This window comes from Streptomyces brevispora, from assembly GCF_007829885.1.
GTDB lineage: Bacteria > Actinomycetota > Actinomycetes > Streptomycetales > Streptomycetaceae > Streptomyces > Streptomyces brevispora.
In genome coordinates this window covers 3,158,026-3,170,252 of the sequence record NZ_VIWW01000001.1, presented here as the reverse complement: position 1 = coordinate 3,170,252, position 12,227 = coordinate 3,158,026, and the positions used below count along the sequence as shown (strand labels likewise).

At 67.6% G+C, this 12,227-nt stretch carries 10 protein-coding genes and 1 tRNA gene; 5 read left to right on the top strand and 6 right to left on the bottom strand.

The window, feature by feature from the left end:
- The 3 genes from FHX80_RS14630 to FHX80_RS14620 all read right to left on the bottom strand — a co-directional run bounded on the left by FHX80_RS14630 (window position 1) and on the right by FHX80_RS14620 (window position 2,841).
- Window positions 1–1,089, bottom strand: coding sequence for a bifunctional MaoC family dehydratase N-terminal/OB-fold nucleic acid binding domain-containing protein (locus FHX80_RS14630; protein WP_145764602.1), 1,089 nt, complete (start codon window positions 1,087–1,089; stop codon window positions 1–3).
- On the bottom strand, window positions 1,089–2,264 hold the full coding sequence (locus tag FHX80_RS14625; protein ID WP_145764601.1) for an acyl-CoA dehydrogenase family protein: 1,176 nt from the start codon (window positions 2,262–2,264) through the stop codon (window positions 1,089–1,091). Before FHX80_RS14625 ends, FHX80_RS14630 begins: the two co-directional genes overlap by 1 nt.
- 265 nt (window positions 2,265–2,529) lie before the next feature.
- Window positions 2,530–2,841, bottom strand: a complete 312-nt coding sequence (locus FHX80_RS14620; protein WP_145764600.1) for a hypothetical protein — start codon at window positions 2,839–2,841, stop codon at window positions 2,530–2,532.
- 311 nt (window positions 2,842–3,152) lie between these two features.
- Between FHX80_RS14620 and FHX80_RS14615 the strand changes: the two genes are divergently transcribed.
- A complete protein-coding gene (locus tag FHX80_RS14615) occupies window positions 3,153–4,034 on the top strand; it encodes a bifunctional DNA primase/polymerase (protein WP_145764599.1) in 882 nt (293 codons plus the stop codon).
- Between the two features lie 731 nt (window positions 4,035–4,765).
- Window positions 4,766–5,926 carry a DNA cytosine methyltransferase gene (locus FHX80_RS14610; RefSeq protein ID WP_244318264.1) on the top strand — a complete coding sequence of 387 codons (1,161 nt, stop codon included), beginning with the start codon at window positions 4,766–4,768 and terminating at the stop codon, window positions 5,924–5,926.
- Here FHX80_RS14610 and FHX80_RS14605 read toward each other — a convergent pair.
- From FHX80_RS14605 to FHX80_RS14595, 3 genes are all read right to left on the bottom strand, one after another.
- Window positions 5,884–6,582, bottom strand: a complete 699-nt coding sequence (locus FHX80_RS14605) for a hypothetical protein (protein ID WP_145764597.1) — start codon at window positions 6,580–6,582, stop codon at window positions 5,884–5,886. The genes FHX80_RS14610 and FHX80_RS14605 overlap by 43 nt on opposite strands.
- A 461-nt stretch (window positions 6,583–7,043) precedes the next feature.
- Window positions 7,044–7,130 (bottom strand) — tRNA-Ser (locus FHX80_RS14600).
- Between the two features lie 49 nt (window positions 7,131–7,179).
- The gene (locus FHX80_RS14595; protein WP_145764596.1) at window positions 7,180–8,664 is read right to left on the bottom strand and encodes a S1C family serine protease; all 1,485 of its coding nucleotides are present in this window, start codon (window positions 8,662–8,664) and stop codon (window positions 7,180–7,182) included.
- A 232-nt stretch (window positions 8,665–8,896) separates the two neighbouring features.
- On the opposite strand from FHX80_RS14595, the gene FHX80_RS14590 reads away from it, so the two are divergent.
- The 3 genes from FHX80_RS14590 (at window position 8,897) to FHX80_RS14580 (ending at window position 11,632) form a co-directional block, all read left to right on the top strand.
- Window positions 8,897–9,715, top strand: a complete 819-nt coding sequence (locus tag FHX80_RS14590; protein ID WP_145767297.1) for a glycerophosphodiester phosphodiesterase family protein — start codon at window positions 8,897–8,899, stop codon at window positions 9,713–9,715.
- 131 nt (window positions 9,716–9,846) lie between these two features.
- The gene (locus FHX80_RS14585) at window positions 9,847–10,428 is read left to right on the top strand and encodes an ATP-binding protein (RefSeq protein ID WP_244318263.1); all 582 of its coding nucleotides are present in this window, start codon (window positions 9,847–9,849) and stop codon (window positions 10,426–10,428) included.
- A 238-nt stretch (window positions 10,429–10,666) separates the two neighbouring features.
- The gene (locus FHX80_RS14580; protein ID WP_145764594.1) at window positions 10,667–11,632 is read left to right on the top strand and encodes a DUF5926 family protein; all 966 of its coding nucleotides are present in this window, start codon (window positions 10,667–10,669) and stop codon (window positions 11,630–11,632) included.
- Window positions 11,633–12,227: the final 595 nt, after the last annotated feature.

Below are 12,227 nucleotides of genomic sequence, written 5' to 3'. Positions count from 1 at the left end.
TCAGCCCTCACTCCCCCGGAAGACCGGCAGTTCCAACTCGGAGTCCGTACGCAGGAATTCCAGCCGCACCGGCATTCCCACCCGCACCTTGTCGTACGGCACCCCGATCACGTTGCTGACCATCCGGACGCCCTCGGCGAGCTCTATCAGCGCCACCGCGTACGGCCCGGCCTCGTCGGACTCGCTGAACGCGGGAAAGGGCGGGTGATGCATCACAACGTACGAGAACACGGTGCCCTCGCCCGAGGCCTCGGCCGTCTCCCACTCGGGCGACCCGCAGGCATTGCAGCCGGGCAGCCAGGGGAAGCGCAGGGTGCCGCATGCCCCACAGCGCTGGATCAGTAACTGGTGGGCGGCGATGCCCTTCCAGAATCCGGCGTTGTCCCGGTTGATCACCGGCCTGGGCCGCAGGATCCGGCGACCCCGCTGCTCCCCGGGCAGCTCGGAACCGATGCGCTGTGCCTCCCTGCCCAGCGCCTCCTTGCCCCGTGTCTCCCGCCCGTCTGCCCTCGCCCCCACCCTCACCACGTTCCCCGTGCCCGTCCTCGCGAGCGCGCCAGCGCTCGCTCCCGCTCCCGCGCCTGCCGGACTCGCCGCCGCCGGACGGAACTTGAGGATCCGGAAGCGGTGCGTCCCCGCCGGCTCGTCCTGCGCGCGGACGTCCATGCGTGTGGTGATGAAGTAGCCCGTCCCCAGCTTCGTCGTCTTCCGCTCCGACACCGCCTCGATCACCGCGTCGAAGGTGATCCGGTCGCCGGGCCGCAGTGGCCGCAGGTACTCCTGCTCGCAGTCGGTCGCGACCACCGAGGCGTACCCGGCCCCGTCGAGCAGGCCGAACAGCTCGTCGTAGGCCTCGCCCCGGTCCGTGTGCCCCGACAGACCGCCCATCGTCCACGCCTGCAACATGGTCGGAGGGGCAACGGCACCGGGACCGGCGTACGCCGGGTTCGCATCCCCCATGGCCTCGCACCAGTGGCGGATCATGGGCTCGTTGACCAGGTCCTTGCCGATACCGGCGACGGCGGCCGACCGCCCCTCGTACGCCCTGAGCCGCTCGTACAGTTCGTCCCGCACGCCCTGCCCGCCCATCACCGTTTCCCCCTCTTCATCCCGAGCCGCATCGTCGCGACGATCTCCCGCTGCACCTCGCTCACCCCGCCCCCGAAGGTGTTGATCTGCGCCGCCCTGTTCATCCGCTCCAACTCCCCGTCCCCGAAGGAGCCGGGCGAACCGCCCCGGATCAGTCCGGCGTCGCCCGTGATTTCCTGGCACATCCGATACACCTCTACGGCGCTTTCGGTTCCCACGAATTTCACGCCGCTCGCATCCCCGGGGGCCAGCGCACCGGCCCCTACGTCGCCCACCAAACGCCAGTTGAGCAGGCGCGTCGCCGCCAGGCGGGCATAGGCCTCGGCCAGCCTGGACCGGATCCACGGCTCGTCAACCGGGCGCCGCCCGGTGACCGGATCGGGTGTGCGGGCGAAGGTAAGCGCCGCGTCGTAGAAGTCCTCGGCCTGCATCCCGATCGCGGCCAGTGCCACCCGTTCGTGGTTCAGCTGGTTGGTGATCAGTCCCCAGCCGCCGTTCTCCGCGCCGACCAGCCCGGTGGCGGGCACCCGTACGTCGTCGTAATACGTGGCGGTCGTGGTCAGCCCGCCCACGGTCTCGATGGGCGTCCAGGAGAATCCCGGCGCGTCCGTCGGTACCAGGATGATCGAGATGCCCCGGTGCTTGGGCGCGTCCGGATCGGTACGGCAGGCGAGCCAGATCCAGTCCGCGTTCTGCGCGTTGCTGGTGAAGATCTTCTGCCCGTCGATGACCCACGAGTCGCCCTGCCGTACGGCCCTGGTGCGCAGCGCGGCAAGGTCGGTACCGGCCTCCGGCTCGCTGTAGCCGATGGCGAAGACGATCTCGCCGGCCAGGATCCGCGGCAGGAAGTACTCCTTCTGCGCCTCGGTCCCGTACTTCATCAGGGTGGGGCCCACGGTGTTGAGGGTGACCATCGAGACCGGGGCGCCCGCCCGGTAGGCCTCGTCGAAGAACACGAACTGTTCGTCCGCACCGCGGCCCTGCCCGCCGTACTCCACGGGCCAGCCGAGTCCCAGCATCCCGTCCGCGCCGATGCGGCGCAGCAGCCGCCGCTGTTCGGCCGGCCTCTCGGCCTCCGGGACGGATCGTTCGCCGGGCTCCGGCATCACAGCGCGGAAGTAGGCGCGGAGTTCGGCGCGCAGCTGTAGTTGGCGCTCCGTAGGGGCCAGGTGCACGGCTGTCTCCCGGGAAAGGGCCTTCGGATCCGGATTTCTGACTGTCCGTCAGATTCCACGCAACTGTCAAGGCACGCGACAGCCGCCCCTGCCCACCCTTCCCCTTTCACCCCTTCCCGCCCCCTCCATCCCCAGACCCCTTTGCCCCTTTTCGTCCCCCGAGAACGCCGAACGGCCTGCGCGCCGCCACCGAAGTGACGTCACGCAGGCCGTCGTTCCCCCAACCGCGGCCCGGCCCCCCGCCCGGCCCGCGGCAGGCACCGGATCACCAGAGATTGGTGAAGTTCACCTCGAGGTTGCGGCTGGACTGGTCAATGGCGGTGAATGCGGAGCCGTTCACCTGGGCGGAGTTGCTGTGATTCGACGCCCCGTCCCCCACGGCCTGCTGCAGCGAGGTGGACGAATTTCCGAAGTTGTCCCGGCCGACGCCACTACCGCTGATCGCGGCAACACCCGCGTTCGATCCGTCGTTCGCGAACGAACCGTTGTCGGCCTGGGCCACGCCGCCGAAGAGGGCGGCGGCGAGGGGCAGAGCGGCAACAACGGCGAGGGCACGAGCGGTACGGATGCTTGCCATGTCTATTCCTCCAGGAACCGAAAGCAGGACTGGTCCGGGCCGGTTGGCCGACCGCCCGGGTGACGGTCACGACGTCGCGAGATCAAGGTTGCCCACCGCCATCCGGGCGAACCACCCATGCTCTTCGATTCCCTCGCAAGCATGAGGAAAAGAAGATAAACCCCTATGCATCACAAACTCCCAGGTCAGCCAGACGCCCACGCGCAGCCCTTGCCCCGCAGGAGAAGAAGCGTTCCGCCGCAACATCTCGAACCTTCGCCCGCAACCCTCGCCCCCTTCCCATATTCGAACATTCGTACGAACATAGATGCATGGCCATCCCCGATCGGCGAGCCTCCACCCTGGCCCTGGCCCACGCGTTGTCCGCAGCCGAACACGGGCTCCCCGTGCTCCCGTTGTCCGCCACCAAGCTCCCCGCCCTGCGCTCCCCGCACCGCGACGAGGACCGGCCAAGCAGTTGCCGCGGTGCCTGCGGGCTGCCCGGACACGGCGTTCACGACGCCACCACCGACCCCGCCGCCGTACGCACCCTCTTCGCCGCCGCCCCATGGGCCACCGGATACGGCATCGCCTGCGGCCGGGCCCCGCACCACCTCATCGGTATCGACCTGGACATCGACGCCACCGGCCGGTACGACTCGGTTGCAGCCCTCCAACAGCTGGCGCTGCACCATCTGTTCACCATCCCGCCGACCGTCACGGTGCTCACCCCCAGCGGCGGCCGCCACATCTGGCTGTCCGGCCCACCCGGAGTGGCCGTACCGAACTCCGCAGGCCGCCTCGCCCCCGGCATCGACATCCGCGGCACCGGCGGCTACCTGGTCGGCCCCGGCTCGGCCACCACCCACGGCACCTACCGGCTCGTACCCGGCACCGGCACCCTCCCGCCGGCCCCTTGCCCCCGCGCCCTCCTCCAGTTGCTGAGACCCCGGGCACCGACGCGTCGCCACCACAGCCACCCCGACGACCGGGGCCGGGGCCTGATCCGGTTCGTCCTCGCAGCGACCGAGGGGCAGCGCAACACCCGGCTCTTCTGGGCCGCCTGCCGCGCCTACGAACACGGCTTCGGCGACAACCTCGCGAACGCCCTCACCGAAGCCGCCATCCGCACCGGCCTCCCCGAACACGAGGCCCGCGCAACCATCGCCTCCGCGGCCCGCCTCACCTCACCCCACTGCGAACCCCCGAGGTGACGCCGGGGGCTCCGGTGCACGAACACGCGAACGGCCCCCGACCGATTCCCTCGGTCGGGGGCCGTTCACCTGCGGTGGGTGTGGGATTTGAACCCACGGTGACATCGCTGCCACGACGGTTTTCTCTACCTCATCGAGGCACCCGGCTGCGCTCCGCTCCGCCGGGCGCGCTTCCCGGCTCTGGCTGCGCCCGCGCTCCTGCTTGCGGCCCGCTCGGCGCTGCCGCCGCCGACGCGCGCCCGCTGTGTAGGCCCGAGGGCATGAGACGAGAACCAAACCCGCGGCTTCAAATCATGCCTCCGGCGGGGGCGCTCAGACTCCGGGATGGGAGGGGCGCCGTTCGCGGGTGCCGGCGGATTCGTGGTGAGCGTTGTGGGCTCCCATCCCGACCACCTTCGACCCAGGCAGAGCCGAGCAGTCGCGGCCCAGGGCGTCAAGGTCGTTCGTACAGTAGCGCGCTCCACCTTGACGCCCTGAACCACGACCGCTCCACGGAGTGTGGGTCGAAGGCGGACGGGATGGGAGCTGGGGTGAGTGGTGGATTGTGGTGGTCGACGACCGAGCCGCCACCGCCCGCCACACCACATAAGCCCAGGTCAGGCATCATGGATCACCAGGCAGCTGACAAAAGCCCTCACTTCTCGTAGGATTCACGCATGCCCGTAGATCCAGTTCAGCCGCAAGAGCTATTCCGCCCCACCGACTCACCAGGAGGGGCGGCGGAGCTAGCTGTGCCGAGCAGAATCAAAACGACCTCTCCCTTTCACCAGCCGCGCGACCTTACAGAAGCGCAGCGTGAGAAATTCAGGAAGATGTCGCGCGATTCGCGGGAAGCTCGACGATCCGCTCTGGCTGGCGAAGGTCCGGATCCGCTACACGAGATTAACTCGCCGAAATTTCACCCACTGGATCTGATGCCTCAGCGTGACGGTGGCGGCAGGACCGCCCTTTCACTTTTCAGTGGCGGAGGAGGGTTGGACCTCGGGGTTGAACGGGCTGGCTTTTCCCACACCGCCTCATTCGAACTGATGCCCGAGGCTGGTGACACACTGCGCAAGGCGCGCGATCAATGGGCCGTTTTCAGCGGGCAAGATGGAGATGTCCGAGGAGTTGATTTTAAACAATGGCGCGGAAGGGTTGACCTGTTGCACGGGGGCCCGCCTTGCCAACCATTTTCAAATGCTGGGCGCCAGCAAGGACACCTGGACGAACGTGACATGTGGCCCCAATTCGTGCGGGCCGTAAAAGAGACCAGGCCAGCCGCATTTGTAGGTGAGAATGTTCCGGCCCTTGCAAGCCCAAAATTCTCTGAATACGTCACTGAACACATCATGAGTCCGCTCGCAGGCAGTTACCACATCCAAAAAGTAATCCTCCAAGCCAGCGATTTCGGCGTTCCTCAAGTTCGGCGCCGCGTTTTCTTTGTCGGGTTCCGAACCAAGAAAATGGCTAACCAATGGCAAGCACCAGAACCCACTCACCAGTGGGGTGACGCGGCGATTACCGGTGGAGCCCGGTGCATGGGGCTCCGCGAGGCGCTCGGCCTGCCAGATATCGGCTTCGACGACCTCTCTCCCACTATCAGAAGTAGCCTGACCGGGCCACGACACACAACTTCAATCCTCAATAGTGTGGCAGCGCAGCGCAGGTTTGAAAGCTTGGAGATTTGGCCGAACGGGGTAGCGGCAGACCGCGCTTCCGCCCGAGCGTTTGTCGCAAAGAACGGGCATTTTCGTCTGTCCGTCCCGGACGTTGCCTTGATTCAAGGCTTCCCGGAGGACTGGCCATTCGTGGGCGCCACCTATATGACTCTTGGTCAGATTGGAAACGCGGTTCCGCCGCCGCTCGCCTACGCTGTTGCGTCCTCCGTCATGGACGTCCTGTCCAGGTAGTCGCGCACTAGCAGACGCAGATTCATAGCTGGCTCCGATGTAATCTTGGGAAGCTTGTCGATGTATCCCATCGGAATATGAGGGTTATTGAGCGTAGCCCCTCTGGCCATAACGTACCGGCAGCGCTCTTGCATAATCTCCACCATGCGATACAAGGAGTAGCCAAGTTCGTTTCCCGAAATCAAGTCTGCTTCGTCATCGTACTGAGCCCTTGACCATTGGTTTTTCATAATCCACTTCGCCTCCTCTCGCGTATAGAACTCCTTCTCTCCGAGGATGTCGATAACCGAATCCACCGATACTCCCATCGCAGCATGGTGAGCCAGAGAGATGTCAGGTCGAATGTACGCCTCTTTCCCCGAGATCCATTCGACCATATCCTCAGGAGAGGCATAGTGGCTATAAAGCAGGCGTTCGCCTCGCCTATCATAGACACCGAAAAGCCAGTGGATCGTCTTCCATTTAGCGAAGTGCCCAGGGCCCAAATCGCGAACGGTTGAGACGCCCTTACTGGTCGCAGACTTGAGCTCAAAGTTTACGATTTGGCCGTCAATGGTCAGCGAAGCATCAATATCCGACCTTTTACGGTCTTCGGGGACCTCAAGGTTGAAGCGGTCGACCATCTGACTTTCACGCCTGTCATCCTGCACGCTCATGACCGGCATCATGGCATAGGTGGACGGATGCGGTTATAACTTAAAGCAAAGCGACCGTTTTACTATGGTTTCCATTGCAATGGTTGGCTGATACGGGACGCTTTGCAGCAACGGAGCGCCGAAAGCTCCGGTTGAAGGGTGAAATCTGCCGGCCCGCCAAGTGGTCGAGCGTGGCTTCAACGCACGCCTTGGCGCTCAAGCGATCAGTGATCCCCAAGCTCAGAGCGCGAGTTCGAGTCTCGTCACCCGCTCCACGAAAGAGCCCCAGGCCAGCGGCCGGGGGCTTCTTTGTTGTCTGGACCAGTTGCGGCACCATCGATCACCCCGAAGCAGGAGCCCACGGCGCCGTGCCCCAACCATGCCCGACATGGCGGGAAACCACGGGGAACAGCGGTCACCGACAGGCACCGGATAGCAGAACGGCCCCTGACCGATTTACCTGGTCAGGGGCCGTTCACCTGCGGTGGGTGTGGGATTTGAACCCACGGTGACATCGCTGCCACGACGGTTTTCAAGACCGTTCCCTTAGGCCGCTCGGGCAACCCACCCCGCATCGGCGGTCAACGACCGCTTTCGACGCGAGGACAGCCTAGCCGGTCAGCTGTCGCCCTTGCGCTCCCCCAGGGTGACTTCGGCGGTCGACGTCTTGCCGCCGCGCTTGTAGGTCAGCGTGACCTTGTCGCCCGGCTTGTGGGTCCAGATCTCGCCGATCAGGGTCGGGCCGCTGTCGACCACGGTGTCGTTGAACTTCGTGATGATGTCCCCCGGCTTGAGACCGGCCCTGCCCGCCGGGCTGTCCTTCGGGACGGCGTCCGTGCCGCCCGTGCCCTGGTCCGAGATGACCGCGCCGCCGGTCTTCTCGTCCATCGTCACCGTGGCGCCGATGACGGGGTAGACCGGCCGGCCCGTCTTGATCAGCTGCTGGGCGACGTTCTTCGCCTGGTTGATCGGGATCGCGAAGCCGAGGCCGATGGAGCCCGCCTGGCTCTGACCGGTGCTGCCGGTCGACTGGATCGCCGAGTTGATCCCGATGACCGCGCCGCCGGCGCTCAGCAGCGGGCCGCCGGAGTTGCCCGGGTTGATCGAGGCGTCGGTCTGCAGGGCGCTCATGTACGAGTTGCTGCCGCCGGAGCCGTCACCGGAGGCGACCGGGCGGTTCTTCGCGCTGATGATGCCCGTGGTGACCGTGTTGGACAGGCCGAACGGGGCTCCGATGGCGATCGTCGAGTCGCCGACCGCCACCTGGTCCGAGTTACCCAGCTCGAGCGGGGTGAGTCCTTGCGGCGGGTTCTTCAGCTTCAGGACCGCGACGTCGTAGCCCTCGGCCCGGCCGATCACCTCGGCGCCGTACTTCTTGCCGTTCGAGAACGTCACCGTGAGCTGACCGTTCTCCGCCGCGGAGGCCACCACGTGGTTGTTCGTGAGGATGTGGCCCTCCTTGTCGTATACGAAGCCGGTGCCGGTGCCGCCCTCGCCGTCGCCGCCCTGCGCGTCGATGGTGACCACACTGGGCAGCGCCTTGGCCGCCACGCCCGCGACCGTGCCCGGGTCGCGCTTGAGGTCCTGCGGGTTGGCCGACGCCGTGATCGTGGTCGAACCGGAGGAGTTGGAGCTGTCGTTGCTGTCCGCGGCCCAGTAGCCGAGGGCCCCACCGATTCCGCCCGCCACGAGCGCCGCCACGACCACCGCGGCCACCAGACCGCCCGCGCCCCTCTTACGGGGGGCGCCGGGTGCCTGCAGTTGACCGGGCGGGCCCCACACGGGGCCGCCGCCCTGCGCGCCGTGGGCGTAGGCCGGAACGGCCGGCGGGGGCGGGGGCCAGCCGGCATCCGCCGCCGACTGCGGTGCGGGAGGAGGCGACTGGGGCTGCGGCGCCGCCGGAACCTGGGCCATGGGCGTGGTCGCCGGGTCGTACGCCGGGGAGACCTGGGGCTGCACGGCCGTCGCGTCCGGCTGCGGCGGGGCCGGGGGCGTGCTTCCAGGGGGCCCCTGGGGAGCATCGGCCGGCACTGGAGGTGCGGACGGAACGGACGAGGCGGCCTCGGCCGCAGTGCCCTCGTTGCCCTCGTTCTCTGTGCTCACAGCTCTATACTCCTCGGTTCCACATCATGATTCGGCAAGAGATCCGCTGCGTACGTGTACGTGTCTGTGGTCAGCTTTTCCCACAGCACGTCAGACCACTGTAAGCAGGACCTGTGCATCCGCGCACCGGCCTTTACATCGGGCAAAACGGTCCCGCGTCGCACGGTTTTCGCACCTGCGGGCCCGCCGGTGACACCATGACGCGGTGACCCAAGCACGGCAGCAGCACACCATGCAGCATCCCATCCAGGTCATCGCGCACCGCGGCGCGTCCGACGACGCCCCCGAGCACACCCTGGCCGCGTACCGGAAGGCGATCGAGGACGGCGCCGACGCCCTGGAGTGCGATGTACGGCTCACCGCCGACGGCCATCTCGTATGCGTACACGACCGCCGGGTGAACCGCACGTCCAACGGCCGCGGCGCGGTCTCCGCCCTGGAGCTCTCCGCGCTCGCCGCCCTCGACTTCGGCTCGTGGAAGGACCGCGAGGAATCGGAGTCCCCGGACTGGGACCCGGTACCGGGCGAGCTCGCCTCCGTACTCACCCTGGAACGGCTGCTCGAACTGCTCGTCGAGACAAGAGCCGCGGGACGCCCTCTCCAGCTGGCCATCGAGACCAAGCACCCGACCCGCTGGGCGGGCCAGGTCGAGGAGCGGCTGCTGCACCTGCTGAAGCGCTTCGAGCTCGACGTGCCGCCGGCCGACGGCCCCTCACCGGTCCGCATCATGAGCTTCTCGGCCCGTTCCCTGCACCGCATTCAGGACGCCTCACCGGATCTGCCCACCGTATATCTGATGCAGTTCGTCTCCCCGCGACTGCGCGACGGGCGGCTGCCGGCCGGTGCCCGGATCGCCGGACCGGGGATGCGGATCGTGCGCAGCCACCCCGGCTACATCGAACGCCTGCACCGCGCGGGGCACCGGGCCCACGTCTGGACGGTCAACGAACCGGAGGACGTCGACCTCTGCGTCCGGCTCGGAGTTGAGGCAATCATCACGAATCGTCCGAGGCAGGTACTGGAACAACTGAGACGTTCTTCGTATCAGTGACAGGGAGTGCACCGGCGCATTCGAGCGGTACTCGATCGTTACGAGTGCGTCACTGGCAGACCACTGGCCGGTTTCCGGCCCAGCCCAGGGGGGCATCCACTCCGTGGCGTGGGGCAAAGGAGGTCTCGGGGGTGGCGTTGGTGGTGGCACAAGAAGTGCCCACGTCGTCGAGCATGGCCGTACCCCATGGCCCTGCGGGCGTGGGTCAGGCACGACACCGGATGCGTGAGCAGTTGCGCAGCCACGGAGTGTCGGATTCGGTCGTCGACGATGCTGTATTGATCCTTTCCGAACTGCTCAGCAACGCCTGCCGGCACGGCAGGCCACTGGGCCGACACAGCGACGTGGGAGACGGCGACGTGCGCGCCGCCTGGCGCGTCGACAGAACGGGCGGGCTGACCGTCGAGGTGACGGACGGAGGCGGCCCGACCCGGCCGGTTCCGGCCACTCCATCGGTATCCGCTCGCGGCGGCCGGGGGCTCAACATCATCAGCGCGCTCGCCGAGAAGTGGGGCGTACGCGACGACGCATCCGGCGAGGTCACGGTCTGGGTGCAGGTCAACGAGGAGTCGCCCCGCCCCGGCGGGGTACCGGGCAGACAGGGCAACGGGCGGGCAACGGGCAAGACCACACGGCCGGGCCCGACCGGAGCGTCCGCCGTACCGGGACTCGACGGGCTGGATCTCGCCGACGCCCTCGACGACGCGGGCTGACGCGCAGGCCGGCACTTGGGCTGACGCGCGGACTGACACTTGGGCTGACGCGCAGGCCGGCACGCGGGCGAAGCGCGGGCGAGGCGCTGCCGGACCCGGAAGGCTCCCCGGGGCATCGTCGGAGGACGCCCGTACCCGCGGACTGCGAGGGCGGCTGCGCCCCGGACACCGTACGGGCGGCTAGGCTCGCGGCCGAGACCGCACTGTCGGAACCGTCGCAACCGGGAGAAAGCCCACCATGGCCAAGAAGCGCCCTCAGACCAAGGCCGGGAAGCAGCAACTCAAGGACGGCGAGATCCCGGTGGTCGGGGCTCGCGAGCCCTGCCCGTGCGGTTCGGGCCGCCGTTACAAGGCCTGTCACGGCCGCGCCGCCGCCCAGGCCGTGACCGAGCTGGTCCAGCGCCCCTTCGAGGGGCTGACCGGCGAATGCGACTGGGTCGCGCTGCGCGAACTGGTCCCCGCCGCCACGGTCGAGCTGACGCTGAAGGGCGGGCTGCCCGAGGGCGTGCCGTCCGTGACGCTCGCGACCGTGCTCCCGATGGCCTGGCCCGCGCTGCGTCGCGACGACGGCTCGGTTCTGCTCGCGCTGCAGAACGACACCTCTTCCGGTGACCTCAGCCGGGACCTCGCCGACACCTTGCAGCGGGCGCTGGAGACCGAGCCCGGCTCGCCCGTTGCCGCCCGGCGCGTTCCGGCCGACGGGCCTCGGCTGCAGGATGTCCTGGACCCGGACGCGCCCTTCGCGCCCGTCGTGCACTCCGGCTTCGAGTTCTGGGTACCGGACGCGGAGAACGCCACGGCCGAGGTGTCCGCCTCCCTGGAGCGCGCGAACGACGCCGCGATCCCGACCGTCCTGCTCACCGGGGTGGACGCCGCCTACTGGTGCGAGACGCCGGAGAAGAACCACCTCCGGTGGGTCATGCCGCACCCCGAGGAGCAGCTCCTCGACGCTCTCGCCCGGCTGCACGCCGCCGGAGCCTCGTCCCTCGGCGAGGGGACCCGGCTGGTCGGCTCCTTCCGCGCGCACGGCCTGATGGTTCCCGTCTGGGATCTGCCGAGCGCGATGGGGGCCGAGGAGTGCGAGAAGCCCGCCGCCGTGTTCGCGGAGCAACTGGCCACGGCGCTCGCCTCGGACGCGCCCCTCACCCCCGAGGAGCGACGGGCGCGCGGCGGGCTCACCAACCGCCAGGTGACACTCAGCTGACAGTGACCATCACCAGGACCGTACGGTGACTCGCGTCACAACTCGCCGTACTGACAGGTAAATCGCTGTCCGAATACACGAGATCGAATTTGCGAACGGCAGATCTCTTGTTACCGTTCTAGAAGCCCGGTCGCTGGTGCATCCCCCGTCGCCAGCGATCGGGCATCCTCATTTCCGGGTACGGCGCCCACGGCGTACCGCACGGCGCACGAACCAGCGCACAGACCTGGCACAGGTCCCCGGACGAGCCCCTCAGTGACACAAGCCCCCGCCGTCGGCCACCCGACCTTCCATCAGGTCACGGCTCTCCCGACAGCTCGGGCGGCAGCAGGCCGAGGCACTGCGCCAACCCGGCTCGGGAGAAAACTGATTGCGTTCGGGCAACGCCGGAAGAGCTCCCGGGAAGATCCCGCAGCCAGTCCGTAGGCAGCCCGTGGGAAGCCCGATGGCCGTCCGGAGACAGTCCGGTGACTCCGAAGAGGGGCCGAGGAGAGCCCGAAAGGGATACTCGAACATTCCTCGAACACGTTTCGGAAAATGCATCAGAAAACCGCCGTCGAACACCTTTGCACCGGCAGCCTTTTCACAGTCGGCA

Excerpts from the sequence above, each read along its gene's own strand:
- FHX80_RS14605 (WP_145764597.1), bottom strand. The coding sequence starts at position 6,582 with ATGAGCGTGCAGGATGACAGGCGTGAAAGTCAGATGGTCGACCGCTTC.
- FHX80_RS14630 (WP_145764602.1), bottom strand. The coding sequence starts at position 1,089 with ATGGGCGGGCAGGGCGTGCGGGACGAACTGTACGAGCGGCTCAGGGCG.
- FHX80_RS14580 (WP_145764594.1), top strand. The coding sequence starts at position 10,667 with ATGGCCAAGAAGCGCCCTCAGACCAAGGCCGGGAAGCAGCAACTCAAG.
- FHX80_RS14615 (WP_145764599.1), top strand. The coding sequence starts at position 3,153 with ATGGCCATCCCCGATCGGCGAGCCTCCACCCTGGCCCTGGCCCACGCG.
- FHX80_RS14620 (WP_145764600.1), bottom strand. The coding sequence starts at position 2,841 with ATGGCAAGCATCCGTACCGCTCGTGCCCTCGCCGTTGTTGCCGCTCTG.
- FHX80_RS14590 (WP_145767297.1), top strand. The coding sequence starts at position 8,897 with ATGCAGCATCCCATCCAGGTCATCGCGCACCGCGGCGCGTCCGACGAC.